Origin of the sequence: Sphingopyxis sp. A083, from assembly GCF_001468495.1 — a bacterium.
GTDB classification, from domain to species: domain Bacteria; phylum Pseudomonadota; class Alphaproteobacteria; order Sphingomonadales; family Sphingomonadaceae; genus Sphingopyxis; species Sphingopyxis terrae.
On the sequence record NZ_LNSK01000001.1, the window covers coordinates 279,139 to 297,703 of the forward strand.

Below are 18,565 nucleotides of genomic sequence, written 5' to 3' on the forward strand. Positions count from 1 at the left end.
CGCCGTGCAGCGAAAGAAGGAAACTGGATTTTGCGCCGCGAGCGACAGTCGTCATCCGCCTCCAAATCGTCATCGTCAGGCAAAGGCTCGGGCTCCGGCTCGGGGGGACCGTCGGGCCTGCGCCTCTGGCTGCGCCGCCTGTTCCGCTGGGGCCTCGCGCTTGCGCTGGTCGGGGTCGTCGCGGTCGCGGTCGCGGTCGGCATTGCGGCGCAGCGCATCCCGAGCTTCGAGGAGCTGAAAAAGTCGCCGGCGGGCCAGACGATCCGCGTCCACGCCGCCGACGGCACCGTCTTCCTGTCGCTCGGCCCCAATTACGGGCGTTGGCTGACGCTGCGCGAAACACCGCAAGTGATGCAGGATGCGATGGTCGCGGTCGAAGACCGGCGTTTTCGCTATCATCCCGGCGTCGATCCGGTCGGGATGACGCGCGCCGCGGTCTTCGCGGTCGAACATTATGGCACCGGGCGCCGGATGCAGGGCGCATCGACGATCACCCAGCAGCTGGCGCGCAATATCTTCCTGTCGAACAGCTATACCTGGTCGCGCAAGCTGCGCGAAATGATCCTGTCGCTCGCGCTCGAATGGAAATTCTCGAAGGACGAGATCCTCGAACTCTATCTGAACAAGGTCTATTTCGGCGGCGGCAGCTACGGCATCGACGCCGCATCGCGGCGCTTTTTCGGGCATAGCGCGACCCAGATGTCGCTGTCCGAAGCCGCGGTCGTCGCGGGGCTGGTCAAGGCGCCGTCGCGCTATTCGCCGACCGCCGACGCCCAGGCCGCGCTCGGCCGGTCTGGGGTCGTCCTCGAAACCATGGTCGATGCGGGCTTCATCACCCAGGCGCAGGCCGACGGTGCCAAGCCCGCCGATGTCCAGCTGGCACAGGAAACCGGCCAGAACAGCGCGCGCTATTTCACCGACTGGGCGCTGCCCCAGCTCGACATGCTGATCGACGAAGGCACCGAGGCGCTCGACGTCTACACGACGCTCGACCTCGGCATGCAGCGCGCCGCGACCGCGGCCATCCAGGCCGACACGCCGAAGGGGGTGCAGGGCGCGCTCGTCTCGCTCGATCGCGACGGCGCCGTGCGCGCGATGGTCGGCGGCACCGACTATGTCGCCTCCAACTACAACCGCGCGACGCAGGCGATGCGCCAGCCGGGGTCGGCATGGAAATTGTTCGTCTATATGGCGGCGCTCGAAGCCGGCTATAAGGTCGACGATCAGGTGGTCGACGAACCGGTGACGATCAACGGCTGGAGCCCGAAAAACTCGTCGGGCCGCTTCGCCGGGCCGATGAGCCTGCGCACCGCCTTCGCCTATTCGGTCAACACGATCGCGGCAAAGCTGGGCAATGAAATCGGCTTTTCCTCGGTCGCCAACATGGCGCGCCGCTTCGGCATCACGACCCCGATCAACACCCACCCGTCGATGGTGCTCGGCAGCGCCGAAGTGCGGGTGATCGACATGACCGCCGCCTTCGCCGCGGTGTCGCGCAAGGGTGTGTCGGTGCAGCCCTATGGCATCACCAAGGTGACGACCGCCGACGGGCGCCTCCTCTATCAGAAGCCGGCCGAGCGCGGGCAGGTGCTCGTCGACAATTGGGTTGCCGCGGGCATTACCGACCTGTTGCAGACCGCAGTCGCGACGGGGACAGGGCGCGCCGCGCAGATCGGCCGGCCGGTGGCGGGCAAGACCGGCACGACGTCGAGCAACAAGGACGGCTGGTTCCTTGGCTTTTCGAGCGGTCTGACCACCGGCGTCTGGATGGGCCGCGACGATGCCAAGGCGGTCGGGGGGCTGCAGGGCGGCCGCGCGCCGGCCAAGGCCTTCGCCGACTATATGCGCATCGCTGTCGCACGGCGCCCCGTCGAGCCCTTCGATACCGAGGTCAAGCTGCCCGAATGGCAACTCGAGGGCGATGACGAGGCCTATTTCGGCGCGCCGGAGGAAAATGGCGGCATGGTCGATGAAAATGGCATGCCGATCGAGCTGCCCGCCGCGCCCGACACCGCCCAGGGCGACGTCCCGCCGCCGCCGCCCGCCGACGGTCCGGTGCTCAACCAGCAATGGATCGAGGAGCAGACCGGGCGCCGGCCGCCCGCCGACAATGGCGCCGCCGCGCCAAAGGCGGCCCCGCAGCAGCTGCGCACTCCCGCACCGGCACCGCCCAAGGCGCCGCCACCAGTGCTGAAGGCGCCGCCCGCGCGTGCCCCCGCCAATGGCGAGGGCAATTAAGGATCAGGTGAAACGGTAGCGGTGCAGCCCGCGGCCTTCGCGGCGCAGCCACGCGCGCGCCGCGCCGACGTCGCCATCGTGCAGATCGTCGACCAGCGCGTGAAAGGCCGCGCTATGATCCATGTGCCGCAGATGCGCGACCTCGTGCGCGACGGTGGCGCGGCGGACATGGTCGGGCGCCATGACGAGCCGCCAGCTATAGCGCAGGTCGCCGTCGTGGGTGCAGCTGCCCCAGCGGCTGCGCGGATCGCCGACCCCGACGCGGCCGACGGTCAGTCCCGCGCGCGCGGCAATTTCCCGGCTCTCGCGCGTCATGATGTCGAGCGCCGCGGCCTTCAGCCAGCGCTCGATGCGGCGCCCGACGGTTTCGGCGGGGCCGCCGACGCTCAGCCGGTCGCCCTCGGCGCGAACCGCGCGCGGGGCGGTCGCCGTCCATTCGATCCGGCGCTCCATGCCGAACAGCGGCAGCGCCGTGCCGGGGCCGACCCGGACCGGCGCGGCGGTCTTGCCGACCTGTTCGGCGAGCCAGTCCTGTTGCTCGCTCGCCCATTTGATCGCGCGCGCGGCGCTTGCCCGGCGCGGCAGCGTCAGTCGCAGCTCGCCGCGCGCACCGTCGAAAACCAGGCGATAGCGGCGCGATTGCGCATGCGGGACCAGCCGCACCGGCCACGGCGTATCACCGACCCAGATATGCGGCCGCTCGTCGCTGGCTCGTTCGCGGCGCATCAGACGACGCGCTCGACGAGATGGTTTTCGAGCGGCCCGGCGCGGTCCTCGCTCACCGTCCAGCCGACGATCGACTCGCCCGCCCGGTGCACCGCGTCCGGATCGCCGCAGACCAGATAATGCCATGCGGGCAGCGGCGCGCCCTCGGCGCGCAGACGATAGGCACAGGTTTGCGGCAGCCATTCGATGTCGGCGACGCTGCGCTTGGTCAGCGTCAGGCAATCGGGGACGTGGCGGCGGCGATGCTTGTAATCGCCGCAGCGCGCGGTTTTCAGGTCGAGCAGGCGGCACGCGACATTGGTCGGATAGATGCGCCCGCTGTCTTCATCCTCCAGCTTGTGGAGGCAGCATTTGCCGCAACCGTCGCACAGCGCCTCCCACTCGCCCGCGTCGAGCGAGGCGAGCGGCGCTTCCCAGAAGCGGCGCCCCGCCCCGGTCACTTCACCCACTTGCCAAGGTCGGCGGCGACCTTGTCGGGCGCGCCTTCATCGACGTCGGTCGACGGGTCATCGAGCGGCAGCAGCGCGAGCGGCTTGCCGGCCGGGTCCATCAGGAAGGCGAGCTGCGTATGCGCCATCAGATAGCGGTCGGGCGCCGATCCCTCGACCTTGTGGAAGGACACGACATATTCCTTCGCGACCGCCGCGATCTGTTCGGGGGTGCCGGTCAGTCCGATCAGGCGCGGGTGGTACCGGCTGACGAAGGCCTTGAGCACGGCGGGCGTGTCGCGCGCCGGGTCGACGGTGATGAACATCGGCTGCACCTTGGCACCGCGCGCCGGATCGGCCTTCTCGAACGCCGCCAGCCCGCGCATCAGCTTTTGCACGTCGACCGGGCAGATATCGGGGCAATAGCTGTAGCCGAAATAGACGATGCGGTAACGGCCCGCGAAATCACTGTCGCGTACCGGCTGGCCATCCTGATCGGTCAGGCTGAACGGTCCGCCGATCTTCGCGCCGGCGAGCGGCGGGGTCGCGTCCTGCGTCGCCGACGGGGCGTTGCACCCGGCGAGCGCCGCGCCAAAAATCAGAAGCAGGCTTGCGCGACCGGCGTTTCGGACCATATTCGGGATGTTCATCATGCGGCCAGCCTTGATGGGCTAGGCCACGAAAATCAACCTTTCTCGTCGCGCCGTGCGACGATCATCGCCAGGGGTCGCCTAATCATGTTTCGACGCGCGGAGCTTCGCCTCGCCTCCTTCCTCCTGCTGATCGCCGCCGCGCTCGGCGCCGGTACTGCGGCGCACGCGCAATTCCGCGGCGGCTATGCCTTTCTGCAGGCCGTCGAGAACCGCGACGGGACGAAGGCGACCGAGGCGCTGAAGGACGATTCGACGCTGGTCAACACGCGCCATCCCGACACCGGCGAAACCGCGCTGATCATCGTCACCAAGCGTCGCGACACGACCTGGCTGCGCTTCCTGATCGGCAAGGGCGCCGACCCCGAAATCGGTGACCGCCAGGGGGTGACGCCGCTGATGCACGCGGCGCTGCTCAACTATCCCGACGGCGCCGAGGAACTGATCGAAGCCGACAAGTCGATCGTCGACATGACCAATCGCCGCGGCGAGACGGCGCTGATCCTGGCGGTGCAGGCCAAGAATGCGGCGATGGTGCGGCTGCTGATGCGCCACGGCGCCAATCCCGACAAATCGGATCATATCGCGGGCATGTCGGCGCGCGACTATGCCAAGCGCGACGACCGGACGGGCCAGATGCTGCAATTGCTTGACGCCAAGCCCGATGCCCCGCTGCGCGATCTGGGGCCGATCTTCGGACCCAAATAATAGCGCAATGTGATTTCGCTATTGGGGATCACATTATGATGTGATAATTGCGTGGCATGTCTACGCACCTCATCGATCGTATCCGCGCCATCGTCGACGATGGCAGCATGTCCCGTTCGGGGCTTGCGCGCGCGGCCGGCCTCCACGCCAACAGCCTGCGCGACATGGAATCGCCGGGCTGGAACCCCACCGCCGAAACGCTGCGCAAGCTCGAGAACTGGCTCGCGCACGGCAGCGACCTCTCGCCGATGGCAACGCCGGAGGAAATCATCGCCGAGGCGCGCAACGGTCGCATGTTCATCCTTGTCGACGACGAGGACCGCGAAAATGAAGGCGATCTGGTCATCCCGGCGCAGATGGCGACCCCCGATGCGGTCAATTTCATGGCGACGCATGGCCGCGGCCTCATCTGCCTGACGCTGACGCGGTCGCGGGTCGAAACGCTGGGCCTCGAACTGATGAGCCGCAACAACGGCACCCGCCACGAAACGGCCTTCACCACCTCGATCGAAGCGCGCGAGGGCGTGACCACCGGCATTTCGGCCGCCGACCGCGCGCGCACCGTGTCGGTCGCGATCGACGCCGCCAAGGGCCGCGACGATATCGTCACGCCGGGGCATGTCTTTCCGCTGATCGCGCGCGACGGCGGCGTGCTGGTGCGCGCCGGCCATACCGAGGCGTCGGTCGACATCGCGCGCCTCGCCGGCCTCAATCCCTCGGGCGTGATCTGCGAGATCATGAACGATGACGGGACGATGGCGCGGCTCGACGATCTGATCCCCTTCGCGCGGCGCCACGGGCTGAAGATCGGTACGATCGCCGACCTGATCGCCTATCGCAGCCGCACCGACCGGCTGGTCGAATGCGTCGCCGACGAACCCTTCGAATCGGATTATGGCGGCGACTGGCGGCTCAAATCCTATCGCAACAAGGTCGACGGCACCGTCAATCTGGTGCTGCAGAAGGGCGCGGTCGATCCCGAAGGCGTGACGCTGGTGCGGATGCACGCGGTGTCGATCTTCGACGATATCATGGGCCGCCCCGGCCCCCGCAAGCGCCGCCTGCAACGCTCGATGGAAGCGATCGGCGCCGAAGGATCGGGGGTCATCGTAATGCTCATGCGCCCGCTTCCCGGTTCGGCCGCCGCCGACGCCGCCCCGCCGCCGACCGGCGGCATGGATCTGCGCACCTATGGCATTGGCGCGCAAATCCTTGTCGACCTCGGCGTTCATGCGATGGAGCTTTTGACGCCTTCGCACAACAATCTCGTCGGGCTCGAAGGCTATGGCCTGTCGGTCGTCGGCGAACGCGCAATCCCCGGAGAAGAATGATGGCCCATATCCTGATCGTCGAAGCGCGTTTCTATGCCCATCTCAACGACATGCTGATCGATGGCGTGCGTAGCGCGCTCGAAGCCGAAGGACATAGCCACGAGGTCGTGACCGTCCCCGGCGCGCTCGAAGTTCCGGCGGCGATCGCGCTTGCCGATCAGAGCGGCCGTTATGACGGCTATGTCGCGCTTGGCGTCGTCATCCGCGGCGAAACCTATCATTTCGAAGTGGTGTCGAACGAAAGCGCGCGCGGCATCATGGCACTCACGCTCGACGGCCTTGCTATCGGTAACGGCATTCTGACCGTCGAGGACGAAGAACAGGCGCTTGCGCGCGCCGACAAGACGCGCAAGGATAAGGGCGGCGAGGCGGCGAAGGCCGCGCTCGCGATGCTGGCATTGAAGGATCAGTTCGGCGTTGCTTGATCGCACTCCCCCCGGCCGATACTCCGTCGTCGAACGCGGCGGCCGGCTGGTGGTGATCGACCGCGCGACTGGCGGAACTCCGCCGACCGCGGCACAGCGCATGGCCGAACATGACCGGCGCAGCGGCATAGAGCCTGCCCACCCGGCGCCGCGCGACGAAATGCCTGAACCCGTCAAAGCCCCCGCAACGATTGCCGGTACCGCCCCGGCCGACCGGCTGCGCGAAGCGATCGCGGCGCGCGGCGCTCAGGCCAAGGCGCGCCAGCCTTGGGGCGATACGCCCGCCGCGCCGGCGGCGCGCGAGGCCGCACCTGCGCGAATCCCGGCGCATGTCCCCGAAGCCGCTCCGATCCCGGCATCGCGGTCCCGTCCGGCGCCGCAACCGGACCGCGGTTCGCGCAAGACGGTGGTCACGTCGAAATGGTGGGATGCAAAGGGGCCGCGGACGATCGAACTCGGCGCCAGCGGGCAATCGACCCTGAGCGGCGGTTTCGTGACGATCTTCGCGATCGGGCTCGCGATCTTCGTCTTCCTGCTGCTCATCATGCCGGTCGCGGCCTTTGTCGCGGCCTTTCTGCTGTTCCAGTTCGGCGGCAAGATCCTGGCGCCGATCGGCGCGGGGATCGTCGACAAGGCGATCGCCGAGCGAAATTAAAAAATCCTCCCTGCGGCGTAGCCGTGGGGAGGGGGACCACCGAAGGTGGTGGAGGGGCGATAGGTCTCAGCCCCTCCGTCAGCCCTGCGGGCTGCCACCTCCCCATCGCAACGCGACAGGGAGGATTATCAGCTCAGGCGTCAACCAGCGCCGGATAATCGATATAGCCCTCGGGCCCCGGCGAATACCAGCTCTGCGGATTGTCGGCGGCCCAGGCCGCGCCGGTGCGGATGCGTTCGACCAGATCCGGGTTGCCGATGAACGGCCGCCCGAAGCTGATCGCATCGGCAAGGCCGCTCGCCAGATCGGCTTCGGCTTTCGCCACGTCATAATCGCTGTTGAGCACCAGCGGCCCCTTGAAGGCCCGACGGATCGCGGGCGACTGCTTTGGCACGTCGGTCTTGCCGAAGGTACCGTCGGGGCCGGGCTCGCGCAGTTCGAGGAAAGCGATGCCCAGCGCGTCGAGCGCCGCGGCGGCGGCGGGGAACAGTATTTCGGGCGCGCTGTCGTCGACACCCTGCGTCTCGCCATTGGGCGACAGGCGCACCGCGACGCGATCCTTGCCCCACACGCCGATTAGCGCTTCGGTCACTTCGCGGAGCAGACGGATGCGGTTTTCGACCGGACCGCCATAATCATCGTCGCGCAAATTGGTGCCGTCGCGCAGGAACTGGTCGATCAGATAGCCGTTTGCGCCGTGCAGTTGCACCCCGTCGAACCCGGCGCGCTTCGCATTTTCGGCAGCCGCGACATAGTCGGCGATCACGCGCGGAATCTCGTCGAGGCGCAGCGGGCGCGCTTCTTCGAGCTCGAGCCGCCCGACCGGCGTGTGCGCGCGACCTTCGCCCTTCGTTGCCGAAGCCGACACCGGCTGCTTGCCGTCGTTGAACACCGAATGGACGAGCCGGCCCATGTGCCACAGCTGCGCGACGATGCGGCCGCCCGCGGCATGGACCGCCTCGGTGACGGGTTTCCAGCCTTCGACCTGTGCGTCGGTCCACAGCCCCGGCGCCGACGGCCAGCCGAGCCCTTCCTGCGAAATTCCCGTCGCTTCGGAGATGATCAGCCCGGCCGAGGCGCGCTGGCGATAATATTCGACCGCAAGTTCGTTGGGGACGAAACCGGGGCCGGCGCGGCCGCGCGTCAGCGGCGCCATGATGATGCGGTTGGGCGCGTCGATCGCGCCAAGCTTGATCGGGTCGAGAAGCGATGCGGGCATAGATTCCACCTTTCACTTTACCGGCGACGGCCCGTGCTGTCGCCGCTATGGCCACCGAAGCTATGGATGCGGCGGCCGCTGCACAATGGTGGGTAGCAAAAGAAAATCTAAATGAGCAACAAGCCAATCAGCCCGCCCACCATTTCGCCGGTCGATCCGGTGGCCAAGCCGGTCGCCGCCACGGTGAACCGCTGGGCCTTTGCCGCGCTTGTCGGCGGCAATCTGGCGCTGTCGCTGACCGCGATGGTGGTGCGCTTCGCCGATACCGGCCCCGTGGCCGCGGCCTTCTGGCGGCTCGCGCTCGCGCTGCCGCTGCTCGCGCTGCTGATGCGGCGCGAAACGGGCGGCCGCCTGCCGCCGCGCGGCGCCCTGACGGTGGCGGCGGGGGCGGGGCTCTTCTTCGCGCTCGATCTTGCCGCCTGGCATCTCGGCATCCTTCAGACCAAGGTCGCCAATGCGACGCTGTTCGGCAACAGCGCCAGCCTGTTGCTCGTGCTGTGGGGGATTGCGGTCGCGCGCACGCTGCCGCGCGGGTGGCAGGCGGTGGCGGTGCTGCTCGCCTTCGCGGGGTCGGCGCTGCTGATGGGGCAAAGCTACGAGGCGTCGGCGGCCTATCTGGTCGGCGATCTGCTCAGCCTGCTCGCGGGGGCGCTCTATACCGGCTATGTGCTGATGATGCAGCGGGTGCGCGGCGACATCGGCCCTTGGTCGGCGCTCGCCATATCCTCCGCGGCGGGCATTCCGGTGCTGCTCGGCACCGCGCTGCTGTTCGGCGAAGCGATTCTGCCGCACGACTGGACCCCGCTGATCGTGCTGGCGCTGATGAGCCAGCTGGTCGGGCAGGGGCTGCTCATCTGGGCACTGCCGCGTTTCTCGCCGCTCGTCGTCGGCCTGACCCTGCTCGTCCAGCCTGTGGTCGCGGCGACTGCGGGGTGGCTGATCTTCGGCGAGACGCTCAGCGTCATGGAATTGTTCGGCGGCGCGATGGTCGCTGCGGCGCTGGTGCTGATTCGGTTGCCGAGCCGCCGCGCGGCGCCTATCTGATGGTCATGGCCCAGCATCCGTCCGCCGCAACCCTGCCCGCCGATCCGACGCTCGACGAGATTCGCGCCGCGCTGGCGCCGCTTGTCGCGGCTTCCGCTGCCTTCGACGGCTTCACCGCCGCCACGCTCGACGAAGCCGCGGGCGCGCTCGGGATCGACCGCGACGTTGCGCGGCTCGCCTTTCCCGGCGGTGCGCGCGACATGGTCGATGCCTGGTTTGCGACGATCGATGCCGCGATGGCGGAGCGCTGCCCGGCGGAGACGCTCGCGACGATGAAGATTCGTGAGCGCATCACCCGGCTCGTCGAAACGCGGATCGATCTGCTCGCGCCTAACCGCGAATCGCTGCGCCGCGCGCTGGCCTTGCTCGCGCTACCGGGCAAGGCCCCGCATGCGGCCAGGCTCGGCTGGCGCGCCGCCGACCTGATGTGGCGCCTCGCGGGCGACACCGCGACCGACTATAATCACTACAGCAAGCGCGCGATCCTCACCGGGGTTTACGGATCGACGATGGCGGTCTTCCTCAATGACGAGAGCGAGGATTTCGCCGAAACGCGCGCCTTCCTTGCCCGGCGCATCGACAATGTGATGCGCTTCGAAGCGTGGAAGCACCGCCGCGCTGCGCACCGCATCGAACGGCCCAGCCTCGCGCGCTTCGTGGGGCGGCTGCGCTACCCGGGACGCTGAGGGGGCGGCGCCGGCAAATTTTGGGGCTGGCGCTTCGCTGCTGTTATTGATAATCGCTCGCAAATGATCGCGAAGCTCGATTCCTCCCCGCTTGGCATCGCGGTGCGCATCGCGCGCATCGACTGGACGTCGATGTCGCACGACGAAGGGCGCCGGCTGCGCGAATTCGGCTTGCTGGAGGGGAGCGAAGTCACCCCGCTGCATCGCGGCAGCCTGTTCTCGCGCGATCCGCTCGCACTGACGATCGGGCGGATGAAAGTCATCATCCGCAGCAAGCAGGCCGCCGCCATAGAGGTCGAACCGGCGACGACATGACCGGCCCCGCACCCACGATCGCACTGGTCGGCAATCCGAACGCCGGCAAATCGAGCCTGTTCAACGCGCTGACCGGCGCGCGGCAGAAGATCGCCAATTATCCGGGCGTCACGGTCGAACGCAAATCGGGCCATGCGAGCTTTGCCGACGGCCGCCCGCTCGCGCTGGTCGATCTGCCGGGCAGCTACAGCCTGTCGCCCGCCAGCCCCGACGAGGCGGTGACGCGCGACGTCGTGCTCGGCCGCCAGACGGGCGAGAAGCGCCCCGACGCACTGATCGTCGTCGTCGACGCGGCGAACCTCGACAATCATCTCTGCTTCGCGCTCGAACTGATCGCGCTCGGCCTGCCGACCGTCGTCGCGCTCAACATGCTCGACCTCGCGGAGCGCGACGGGCTGACGCTCGATCCCGACCGGCTCGCCGCCGAACTCGGCGTGCCGGTGGTGCCGACGGTGGCGGTGCGCAAGCGCGGCCTGACCGAACTGCTTGCAGCGGTTGACGGCGCAATCCTCTCGCACGGCCTGTCGGCGACCGACCAGCCCGCGCCGCCGCCCGGCGACACCGCGCTGCACCAGCGCGCCCGCGCCATCGCGCGCGCCGCGACGCTCGCCGAAACGCCGGTGCGCCGCTGGACGCAGCGCGTCGATGCGGTGGCGCTTCATCCGGTCTTCGGGCTGCTGATCCTGCTCGCGCTGATGTTCGTGATGTTCCAGGCGGTCTATGCCTGGTCCGAAGCACCGATCGCCTGGATCGAGGACGGCATCGCCGCACTGCAGGCGCTGGCGAGCGATCATATGGCCGCAGGCTTCCTGCGCGGGCTGGTGGTCGAAGGACTGCTCGCCGGCGTCGGCGCGGTCGTCGTCTTCCTGCCGCAGATCCTGATTCTCTTCCTCTTCATCCTGTTGCTTGAAGCCTCGGGCTATATGACTCGCGCCGCCTTCCTGATGGACGGGATCATGGCAAAGGTCGGCTTGTCGGGACGCGGGTTCATCCCGCTGCTTTCCAGCTTCGCCTGCGCGGTTCCCGGCATCATGGCGACGCGTGCGATTCCCGATGCGAAGGACCGGCTGACGACGATTCTGATCGCCCCGCTGATGACCTGTTCGGCGCGGCTGCCCGTCTACACGCTGATCATCGGCGCCTTCATCCCGAACCGCAGCGTCGGCGGATCGCCCGTTGGCCTGCAGGGACTCGTGCTGTTCGGCCTCTATGTGTCGGGCATCGTCGGCGCGCTGGTCGTCGCCTTCGTGCTGCGGCGGTCGGTGACCAAGGGCAATGCGGCGGGCTTCATGATGGAAATGCCGCGCTATCAATGGCCGCGGCTGCGCGATGTCGGCATCGCGCTGTGGCAGCGCGCGTGGATCTTCCTGCGCCGCGCCGGCACGATCATCGCAGCGACCACTGCGGTGCTGTGGCTGCTGCTCAGCTATCCGCAGGCGCCGGCGGGCGGCGACGTCCGCCAGGTCGATTACAGTATCGCCGGCCGCATCGCGAGCGGGCTGGAAGTCGTGGTGAAGCCGATCGGCTTCAACCACGACATCGCACTCGCGCTGATTCCCGCGATGGCGGCGCGCGAGGTGGCCGTCTCGGCGCTCGCAACCGCTAATGCGATCGACGCGGGGGATGACGAGGACGCCGTCGCGCAATCGCTCAGCGAGCGGCTTCAGGGCCGCTGGAGCATCGCGACCGCGCTCGCCTTCCTCGCCTGGTTCGTCTTTGCCCCGCAATGTATCTCGACGATCGCGATCACCCGGCGCGAGACCAATGGATGGAGATGGCCGCTCTTCATGGTTGGCTATTTGTTCGCGCTCGCCTATGCCGCGGCAGGTATCACCTACTGGACAGCCGTTGCCTTTGGACTAGGCTGATCCTTCCAACATTCAAGCGGAGCGGAGCGGCATGGCTGGCAGCGTCAACAAAGTTATTCTGATCGGCAATCTGGGCGCCGATCCCGAAATCAAGTCGTTCCAGAACGGCGGCAAGATTGCCAATATCCGCATCGCGACCTCCGAACAGTGGAAGGACCGCATGACCGGCGAGCGCAAGGAGCGCACCGAATGGCACAATGTCGTCATCAACGGCGACGGCCTCGTCGGCGTCGTCGAGCGCTACCTCAAAAAGGGCTCGAAGGTTTATATCGAAGGGTCTTTGCGCACCCGCAAGTGGCAGGACCGTGACGGCAACGACCGCTACACGACCGAAGTCGTGATTGCGGGCATGGGCGGCACGTTGACCATGCTCGACGGTGCGCCTGGCGGCGGCGGTGGCGGCTCGCGCGGCGGCGATAGCTGGTCGCAGGGCGGCGGATCGGGCGGCGGCTGGGATCAGGGTGGCGCCGCGCCCGGCGGCGGCTCGGGCGGTGGCTGGAACCAGGGTGGCGGTGGCGGCTCGGGCGGCGGCCGTCCGCCGTTCGACGACGATCTGGACGACGACGTTCCGTTCTGACCATCGATCGGGATGCTCAAGCATGACCCGCATCCCCGAGCGAAGACGAGGGGCTCCTTCGAGCGGAGTGAGAAGCCAGAGCCGTGCGCGGCCTCGTCTTCGCTCGGCCCGGCCCCTCGTCTTCGCTCGGGGATGCGGTCATTTTGAAATCGAACCATGTCTGACCTGCTGACCGCCGCGGACGTCGCGCGCGGCGTGTGCCGGCTGTTCGCGCAGCAGGGGCTCGTCGCGATCCCCGAGGTGACGCTCCCCAACGGCCGCCGTACCGACCTCACCGCGATCGACGCGAAGGGCCATATCACAATCGTCGAGATCAAGGTCAGCCGCGCCGATCTGCACGGTGACGGCAAATGGCCCGACTATTGCGACTGGTGCGACCGCTTCTATTGGGCGCTCGCGTCGGGCCTCGATCCCGCGATCCTCGAGACCGAGGGCTATCGCCCCGAAACCTCGGGCCTGATCGTCGCCGACCGCTATGGCGCCGCCGTGGTGCGCGAGGCCGCGAGCTGCAACCTCGCGCCCGCGCGGCGCAAGGCCGAACTGCTGCGGATCGGCCGGCTCGCGATGCGCCGTTCGATGATCGCCGCCGATCCCGAAATCGCGGCCGGCTGGGCCGAGCGCTGACGGCCTGTTTCAGGGGCGGTCGAGCGGCTCGGTTCGCTCATATTGGATGCACCAGGCAAGCCCGGCGGCGGTAAAGCCGACCCAAAGCAGCGCACCGATCCACATGATGCCGTGCCAATAGGCGGGCAGCGCGATGAACAGCAGCGCCGCCGCGGCCGATGCGATGCCCACCCGGGCATAGCTTTTGGCCGGCCGCTGCAAGCGCGTTTCGACATGCTGGACCGCTGCGGCGAGCAGCACGAGTGCGAGCGCCATCGCGGGCAGGAACAGGCCGATTGCGTGATGGACGAACTGGATCGCGAACAACAGGATGGCGCAGGCCCAGATCGCGATGCGCAGCCGGACGATCGCCTTGCGGCGCGGGTCGCTCATCCGCGCGCCTGCATCCGCGCCAGATAACGCGCGAGGACGTCGATCTCCAGATTGACCGGACGCCCCACCGCGACTTCGTTCAGCGTCGTCATCTCCTGCGTGTGCGGGATGATGTTCAGCGTGAAATGCGCGGTACCGTCCGGCTGATCGCTGACGTCGTTCACGGTCAGCGATATGCCGTCGAGCGTGATCGATCCCTTGGGCGCAATATGCGGCGCGAGCGATGCAGGTGCCTCGACGGCCAATTTGACGCTGTCGCCGACGGGATCGACCGCGACGATCCGGCCGACCGCATCGACATGTCCCGTCACGATATGTCCGCCCAGTTCGTCGCCGACGCGCAGCGCGCGCTCCAGGTTCAGGCGGCGCCCCGCGTCCCACATGCCCGGCGCGGTGCGCGCGAGCGTTTCGCCGCTTGCGTCGATCGCGAACCAGCCGCCGGGACCGTTGCTGCCGTCATCGACGCCCTTATCAACGACGGTCAGGCACGCGCCTGAGCAGGCGATCGAAGCGCCGAGGTCGATCGTGTCGACGTCATAGCCGGTGCCGATGACGAGGCGCGTGTCGCCGCGATCCTCGCGGCTGCGGATGGTGCCGATGTCGGTGATGATGCCGGTAAACATGGGAGCGGTCATTCCTTCCTGATGCGCTCGTAGACGTCGATCCGGTCGCTGCCAAGCATCCGGCTGTCGGCCGGGCGCCAGCGCCCGTGCGCGCCCGCCAGATCGCCGAGGCCGATGTCGCCAAGCGCGCGGCGACCGGCGCCGATCAGGATCGGCGCGCGATAGAGAAGCAGCCGGTCGACGCGGTCGGCGGCAAGAAAGGCGGCCGCGGCCCCGGCGCCGCCCTCGACAAGCAGCGAATCGATCGGCAGCGCATCCACAGCGTCCGGCGCCGCGAGCGCGGTCCAGCCGTCGGGGGCATCGCCGTGCGTCAGGAGCAGGCGCTGCGGGCTCCGCGACGCAAGTCCGGGCAGGCGGACGTCGAGTGTCGGCGCGTCGGCCGCGAAGGTACCGCGCCCGACCAGGATCGCGCCATGCCGCGCGCGTTCGAGATGCGCGTGCGCGCGGGCAGGGGCGCCGGTGATCCAGCGGCTCGACCCGTCGGCCATCGCGATGCAGCCGTCGAGCGAGGTCGCGAGTTTCAGCGTGACGAACGGCCGGCCGCGCGTCGCGCGCGACCACCAGGGGGCCATCGCCGCCTGCGCTTCGCCGATAAGCAGGCCGGTCTCGACCGCAATTCCCGCCGCGCGCAGCCGGGCGATGCCCTGTCCGTCGGTGCGCGGATCGGGATCCTGCGCGGCGACAACGACGCGTGCGACGCCCGCGGCGATCAGCAAGTCGGCGCAGCACGGGCCGCGGGCGCTCGCATGGGCGCAGGGTTCCAGACTGACATAGGCGGTTGCGCCGTGCGCGGCGTCGCCCGCCGCCGCCAGTGCCATCGCTTCGGCGTGCGGCCGGCCGCCCGCCTGCGTCCAGCCGCGCGCGACGACGCGGCCGTCCTTGACGATCAGACAGCCGACATTGGGGTTGGGTGCGGCCTCGGGGCGCCCGCGCTGCGACAGCGCGATCGCCGCGGCCATCCAGTCGGCGTCGGCGCGCACCGGGGTCAGGGCTGAGTCGCGGGCGCCGCCGCCGCGCCGCGCGCTGCCCGCTCGGCGAGCGTCGAGCGCTTCGGCGGCTCGGGCTTCTTTTCGATGGCGTCGGCTTCCTTGCCCAGCGTCTCGCGCGTCACCTTCTCGGCTTCGCTCGCGTCATATTCGACCCCCATCATGTCGGCGAGCCGCTGGAATTCGGCGCGGCGCTTGGCGTTGGCGCGCGTCGTTTCCTTGGCGCGCGCCACCCAGTCGGCGCGTATCTCCGCTTCGCTGCGGTCGGCCTTCCAGTTTTCGAAATAGATGATCTGCGGCTTGGGCCTTTCATAGGGCACAAGATATTTGGAAAAGCCGTAGAAGATCAGCAGCGGCAGCGCGATCGCGAGGCCCCACACCGTCCAGCGGTGCGGGCGCGGTTCGCGGATATAGGCCCAGAAATCCGACAGGCCGCCGCCGACATCCCAATTTTTGAGCATAGACATGGCGCCAATCTAGGCGATGTCGCGCCCATTTGCGAGGGGGTGCGCGCGCGGAAGGGATTGCACGCTTTGCATGCTATCGATGCCAATGATTGCAATTTTTGCAATGTCGGATGCTTATTTCGCAGTTGCACAATCAATTGTGCAGTGCAATATCACACTTGCCTTTTAGGCATCCTCTCCCAAAAACTTTCAAGGGTCGCCCTCGGGCGGCCCTTTTTTTCGACCTTTTTGGTGGAGAAACGCGAATCGGCGGCGTTTGGCGCGAATCGCCTACCTTAATCCTGAATGGGCAAGCGGGTTTCGAATCGCCGGACTTCGGCGATAAAGCTGCCCGGAAGCGCGGTCTGCTTGCCCGTGTCTAGGTCGAGATGCGCGTAGCTGATCTCGATATCGGTCAGCCGTTCGGCGCCGCGGAATATCGCACAGTGCAGCGTGAAACTCGTCCGCCCGAAGTGGCTGACGCGCGCCGCGATGGTGATCAACTCGTCGAGCCGCGCCGGTGCGTGATAGTCGATTTCGCTATGCACTTCGCGGATATCTGTACCATATTGGTGAAAATAGGGCCCCGGCTGTCCTTCGCCCAGCGCGCGAAAATATTCGGTCACCCCGATGTCGGCGTAAATCAGATAATTGCCGCTGAAGACGATATTCTGGCCGTCGATCTCGTTGAAGCGGACGCGCACATCCTGCTGGACGCGAAAATCGTCGCGCGGGACAGCCCAGTTGGCCTGATCCATGCCGCGCTCCTCAGGCCGCGAGCGCGGCGACGCCGCGATCGATCGGCGCGCAGGCGGCGGCCAGCCATTCGCGGTCGGCCGCGACCATCCCGGGCGACAGCTTCTCCACCACCTCGGCATGATAAGTGTCGAGCCAGTCGGCTTCGGCGGGCGACAGCATCGCCCCGACGATCAGGTTGCGCGCGATCGGCGCGAAGGTGATCGTTTCAAAGCCCAGCATATCCTCCTCGGCCCCCTCGATCCGGACGGGTTCGACCACCACCAGATTCTCGATGCGGATGCCGAAATGGCCGGCCTTGTAATAGCCGGGCTCGTTCGACAGGATCATGCCCGCATGCAGCGGCTCCTCGGTTCCCGCCTGGCCGCCGGCGGGCTTGGCGATGCGCTGCGGCCCTTCGTGGACCGCCAGATAGGCGCCGACGCCATGGCCGGTGCCATGCGCATAATCGACTCCGTCGGCCCACAGATATTGCCGCGCGAGAATGTCGAGCTGGCTGCCACGCGTTCCCTTGGGAAAGCGCGCGGTTGCGAGCGCGATATGCCCTTTCAGCACCTGCGTGAAGCGGCGGCGCATTTCGGCGCTGGGTTCGCCGATCGCGATGGTGCGCGTGATGTCGGTCGTGCCGTCGGCATATTGCCCGCCCGAATCGACGAGATAGAGCGTGCCCGTCTCGATCGCGCGATTGGTCGTTTCATCGACCTTGTAATGCGGCAGCGCGCCGTTGGGACCGGCGGCCGAGATGGTATCGAAGGACAAATCCTTCAGAACGCCGCTTTCGTCGCGAAAGGCGCGCAATTTCGCCGCCGCGCCGAGTTCGTCGAGCCCGCCCTGCGGCGCGACCTCTTCCATCCATTTGAGGAAGCGCGCGACCGCGACGCCGTCGCGGACGTGCGCGGCGCGGGTGCCGGCAAGCTCGGCGCTGTTCTTGATCGCCTTGGGCAGCACCGCCGGGTCGCGGTGGCGCTCGATCTTTGCGCCCGCGCCTTCAAGCGCGGTGAAGATCGCCGCAACCGCGCGGTCGGGATCGACCGCGACACGCTTGCCCGCCAGTGCGGCGAGCGCAGGCTCGAAGGCGGTGCGGTCGTGGATGCGCACGCTGTTGCCCAGATGCGCGCGCACCGCTTCGGTGATCTTTTCGGGCGCAACGAACAGGTCGGCGGTGGCGTCGTCATGGAGCAACGCAAAGGCAAGCCCGACGGGCGTGTGGCTGACGTCTTCACCGCGGATGTTGAAGGTCCAGGCGATCGAATCGAGCGCGGTCATCACCGTGGTGTCGAGCCCCTGCGCCTTCAGCCAGTCGGCGATCACGCCGCGTTTGTCGGCCGCCGACTGCCCCGCCTGCTCGGTATCATAGACCGCGATCGGCGCGGCGCTCGGCGCGGGCTGGTCGTCCCACACCGCGTCGATGGGGTTGGTGTCGACCGCAATCAGGCTGGCGCTCTTCGCGGTCAGCGCCGCCGCCAGGCCGCGCGCCCAGTCGATGCCGTGCAGCCACGGATCATAGCCGATCTTCTGCCCGGCGCTGACATTGGCGCCCAGCCATTCGGCGACGCTCGACTGCGGCACCCCGATATAGTCGTAAAGCGATCCGTCGACCTGGTCGCGCACCTGCACCGTATAGCGGCCGTCGATGAACACCGCCGCCTTCGCCGGCAGCACCGCGGCGGTTCCGGCCGATCCGCCGAAGCCGGTCAGCCACGCCATGCGCTGCGCATAGGCGCCGACATATTCGCTCATATGCTCGTCGCTGATCGGCACGACAAAGCCGTCGAGGCCGCGGCGCGCGAGTTCGGCGCGCAGGCGGGCGAGGCGATCTGCATGGTCGGGGGTGGACATGCGCTGTTCCTTGTTCCTACATCGCAGCCAATTCCTGCCCGATCGGGGC

Annotated in this window: 21 protein-coding genes; 11 read left to right on the forward strand and 10 right to left on the reverse strand. The window is 67.8% G+C overall.

All coding sequences use genetic code 11. The features are described from left to right. The first annotated feature begins 30 nt into the window (after positions 1 to 30). Positions 31 to 2,238: a transglycosylase domain-containing protein gene (locus tag ATE59_RS01380; RefSeq protein WP_058810969.1), complete on the forward strand. Its 2,208-nt coding sequence runs from the start codon at positions 31 to 33 to the stop codon at positions 2,236 to 2,238. A 3-nt stretch (positions 2,239 to 2,241) separates the two neighbouring features. On the opposite strand, the gene ATE59_RS01385 is transcribed toward ATE59_RS01380, so the two are convergent. The 3 genes from ATE59_RS01385 to ATE59_RS01395 are packed head-to-tail and all read right to left on the reverse strand — an operon-like array spanning position 2,242 to position 4,045. Further along, positions 2,242 to 2,964, reverse strand: a complete 723-nt coding sequence (locus ATE59_RS01385) for a M48 family metallopeptidase (RefSeq protein ID WP_058810970.1) — start codon at positions 2,962 to 2,964, stop codon at positions 2,242 to 2,244. After that, on the reverse strand, positions 2,964 to 3,404 hold the full coding sequence (locus tag ATE59_RS01390) for a YcgN family cysteine cluster protein (protein WP_156416704.1): 441 nt from the start codon (positions 3,402 to 3,404) through the stop codon (positions 2,964 to 2,966). The genes ATE59_RS01385 and ATE59_RS01390 overlap by 1 nt, the downstream gene beginning before the upstream one ends. Next, positions 3,401 to 4,045, reverse strand: a complete 645-nt coding sequence (locus tag ATE59_RS01395; RefSeq protein ID WP_058810973.1) for an SCO family protein — start codon at positions 4,043 to 4,045, stop codon at positions 3,401 to 3,403. The genes ATE59_RS01390 and ATE59_RS01395 overlap by 4 nt, the downstream gene beginning before the upstream one ends. A gap of 84 nt (positions 4,046 to 4,129) precedes the next feature. Here ATE59_RS01395 and ATE59_RS01400 point away from each other — a divergent pair, with 84 nt between their 5' ends. From ATE59_RS01400 to ATE59_RS01415, 4 genes are read left to right on the forward strand one after another with little or no spacing between them, the layout of a single operon-like run. Next, on the forward strand, positions 4,130 to 4,750 hold the full coding sequence (locus ATE59_RS01400) for an ankyrin repeat domain-containing protein (RefSeq protein ID WP_003046841.1): 621 nt from the start codon (positions 4,130 to 4,132) through the stop codon (positions 4,748 to 4,750). Positions 4,751 to 4,806: 56 nt separating this feature from the next. Then, the gene (ribB, locus tag ATE59_RS01405) at positions 4,807 to 6,081 is read left to right on the forward strand and encodes a 3,4-dihydroxy-2-butanone-4-phosphate synthase (protein WP_058810974.1); all 1,275 of its coding nucleotides are present in this window, start codon (positions 4,807 to 4,809) and stop codon (positions 6,079 to 6,081) included. After that, complete coding sequence (gene ribH / locus ATE59_RS01410) at positions 6,081 to 6,506, forward strand: 6,7-dimethyl-8-ribityllumazine synthase (RefSeq protein WP_058810975.1); 426 nt, start codon at positions 6,081 to 6,083, stop codon at positions 6,504 to 6,506. Before ribB ends, ribH begins: the two co-directional genes overlap by 1 nt. Beyond that, positions 6,499 to 7,161: a hypothetical protein gene (locus tag ATE59_RS01415; protein WP_058810976.1), complete on the forward strand. Its 663-nt coding sequence runs from the start codon at positions 6,499 to 6,501 to the stop codon at positions 7,159 to 7,161. Before ribH ends, ATE59_RS01415 begins: the two co-directional genes overlap by 8 nt. Positions 7,162 to 7,294: 133 nt before the next feature. On the opposite strand, the gene ATE59_RS01420 is transcribed toward ATE59_RS01415, so the two are convergent. Then, on the reverse strand, positions 7,295 to 8,380 hold the full coding sequence (locus ATE59_RS01420; protein WP_058810977.1) for an alkene reductase: 1,086 nt from the start codon (positions 8,378 to 8,380) through the stop codon (positions 7,295 to 7,297). A 111-nt stretch (positions 8,381 to 8,491) separates the two neighbouring features. Between ATE59_RS01420 and ATE59_RS01425 the strand changes: the two genes are divergently transcribed. The 6 genes from ATE59_RS01425 to ATE59_RS01450 all read left to right on the forward strand — a co-directional run bounded on the left by ATE59_RS01425 (position 8,492) and on the right by ATE59_RS01450 (position 13,494). Further along, the gene (locus tag ATE59_RS01425) at positions 8,492 to 9,424 is read left to right on the forward strand and encodes a DMT family transporter (RefSeq protein WP_058810978.1); all 933 of its coding nucleotides are present in this window, start codon (positions 8,492 to 8,494) and stop codon (positions 9,422 to 9,424) included. Further along, on the forward strand, positions 9,424 to 10,110 hold the full coding sequence (locus tag ATE59_RS01430) for a COQ9 family protein (RefSeq protein WP_156416685.1): 687 nt from the start codon (positions 9,424 to 9,426) through the stop codon (positions 10,108 to 10,110). Before ATE59_RS01425 ends, ATE59_RS01430 begins: the two co-directional genes overlap by 1 nt. A 63-nt stretch (positions 10,111 to 10,173) precedes the next feature. After that, a complete protein-coding gene (locus ATE59_RS01435; RefSeq protein WP_003046824.1) occupies positions 10,174 to 10,425 on the forward strand; it encodes a FeoA family protein in 252 nt (83 codons plus the stop codon). After that, positions 10,422 to 12,293, forward strand: a complete 1,872-nt coding sequence (gene feoB, locus ATE59_RS01440) for a ferrous iron transporter B (protein ID WP_058810979.1) — start codon at positions 10,422 to 10,424, stop codon at positions 12,291 to 12,293. The genes ATE59_RS01435 and feoB overlap by 4 nt, the downstream gene beginning before the upstream one ends. 31 nt (positions 12,294 to 12,324) lie before the next feature. After that, positions 12,325 to 12,870: a single-stranded DNA-binding protein gene (gene ssb, locus ATE59_RS01445; protein ID WP_003046820.1), complete on the forward strand. Its 546-nt coding sequence runs from the start codon at positions 12,325 to 12,327 to the stop codon at positions 12,868 to 12,870. Between the two features lie 156 nt (positions 12,871 to 13,026). Further along, a complete protein-coding gene (locus ATE59_RS01450) occupies positions 13,027 to 13,494 on the forward strand; it encodes an MmcB family DNA repair protein (RefSeq protein WP_058810980.1) in 468 nt (155 codons plus the stop codon). 9 nt (positions 13,495 to 13,503) lie between these two features. On the opposite strand, the gene ATE59_RS01455 is transcribed toward ATE59_RS01450, so the two are convergent. From ATE59_RS01455 to ATE59_RS01480, 6 genes are all read right to left on the reverse strand, one after another. Then, entirely contained in the window at positions 13,504 to 13,866 is a 363-nt protein-coding gene (locus ATE59_RS01455; protein WP_058810981.1) for a hypothetical protein, read from the reverse strand. Beyond that, entirely contained in the window at positions 13,863 to 14,489 is a 627-nt protein-coding gene (locus ATE59_RS01460) for a riboflavin synthase (protein WP_058811273.1), read from the reverse strand. The genes ATE59_RS01455 and ATE59_RS01460 overlap by 4 nt, the downstream gene beginning before the upstream one ends. Before the next feature lie 8 nt (positions 14,490 to 14,497). Then, positions 14,498 to 15,448: a bifunctional diaminohydroxyphosphoribosylaminopyrimidine deaminase/5-amino-6-(5-phosphoribosylamino)uracil reductase RibD gene (gene ribD, locus ATE59_RS01465; protein WP_058811274.1), complete on the reverse strand. Its 951-nt coding sequence runs from the start codon at positions 15,446 to 15,448 to the stop codon at positions 14,498 to 14,500. A 26-nt stretch (positions 15,449 to 15,474) separates the two neighbouring features. Beyond that, positions 15,475 to 15,942, reverse strand: a complete 468-nt coding sequence (locus tag ATE59_RS01470; RefSeq protein WP_231737143.1) for a hypothetical protein — start codon at positions 15,940 to 15,942, stop codon at positions 15,475 to 15,477. A 275-nt stretch (positions 15,943 to 16,217) separates the two neighbouring features. Next, positions 16,218 to 16,679: an acyl-CoA thioesterase gene (locus ATE59_RS01475; protein ID WP_058810983.1), complete on the reverse strand. Its 462-nt coding sequence runs from the start codon at positions 16,677 to 16,679 to the stop codon at positions 16,218 to 16,220. A 10-nt stretch (positions 16,680 to 16,689) separates the two neighbouring features. Further along, positions 16,690 to 18,516, reverse strand: a complete 1,827-nt coding sequence (locus ATE59_RS01480; RefSeq protein WP_058810984.1) for an aminopeptidase P family protein — start codon at positions 18,514 to 18,516, stop codon at positions 16,690 to 16,692. Positions 18,517 to 18,565: the final 49 nt, after the last annotated feature.

Coding starts and splice junctions, on each gene's coding strand:
- ribB (WP_058810974.1), top strand. CDS start 4,807: ATGTCTACGCACCTCATCGATCGTATCCGCGCCATCGTCGACGATGGC.
- ATE59_RS01395 (WP_058810973.1), bottom strand. CDS start 4,045: ATGATGAACATCCCGAATATGGTCCGAAACGCCGGTCGCGCAAGCCTG.
- ATE59_RS01420 (WP_058810977.1), bottom strand. CDS start 8,380: ATGCCCGCATCGCTTCTCGACCCGATCAAGCTTGGCGCGATCGACGCG.
- ssb (WP_003046820.1), top strand. CDS start 12,325: ATGGCTGGCAGCGTCAACAAAGTTATTCTGATCGGCAATCTGGGCGCC.
- feoB (WP_058810979.1), top strand. CDS start 10,422: ATGACCGGCCCCGCACCCACGATCGCACTGGTCGGCAATCCGAACGCC.
- ATE59_RS01470 (WP_231737143.1), bottom strand. CDS start 15,942: ATGTCTATGCTCAAAAATTGGGATGTCGGCGGCGGCCTGTCGGATTTC.
- ATE59_RS01400 (WP_003046841.1), top strand. CDS start 4,130: ATGTTTCGACGCGCGGAGCTTCGCCTCGCCTCCTTCCTCCTGCTGATC.
- ATE59_RS01475 (WP_058810983.1), bottom strand. CDS start 16,679: ATGGATCAGGCCAACTGGGCTGTCCCGCGCGACGATTTTCGCGTCCAG.
- ATE59_RS01480 (WP_058810984.1), bottom strand. CDS start 18,516: ATGTCCACCCCCGACCATGCAGATCGCCTCGCCCGCCTGCGCGCCGAA.
- ribD (WP_058811274.1), bottom strand. CDS start 15,448: ATGGCCGCGGCGATCGCGCTGTCGCAGCGCGGGCGCCCCGAGGCCGCA.
- ATE59_RS01460 (WP_058811273.1), bottom strand. CDS start 14,489: ATGTTTACCGGCATCATCACCGACATCGGCACCATCCGCAGCCGCGAG.
- ATE59_RS01425 (WP_058810978.1), top strand. CDS start 8,492: ATGAGCAACAAGCCAATCAGCCCGCCCACCATTTCGCCGGTCGATCCG.
- ATE59_RS01430 (WP_156416685.1), top strand. CDS start 9,424: ATGGTCATGGCCCAGCATCCGTCCGCCGCAACCCTGCCCGCCGATCCG.
- ATE59_RS01435 (WP_003046824.1), top strand. CDS start 10,174: ATGATCGCGAAGCTCGATTCCTCCCCGCTTGGCATCGCGGTGCGCATC.
- ATE59_RS01385 (WP_058810970.1), bottom strand. CDS start 2,964: ATGCGCCGCGAACGAGCCAGCGACGAGCGGCCGCATATCTGGGTCGGT.
- ribH (WP_058810975.1), top strand. CDS start 6,081: ATGGCCCATATCCTGATCGTCGAAGCGCGTTTCTATGCCCATCTCAAC.
- ATE59_RS01450 (WP_058810980.1), top strand. CDS start 13,027: ATGTCTGACCTGCTGACCGCCGCGGACGTCGCGCGCGGCGTGTGCCGG.
- ATE59_RS01455 (WP_058810981.1), bottom strand. CDS start 13,866: ATGAGCGACCCGCGCCGCAAGGCGATCGTCCGGCTGCGCATCGCGATC.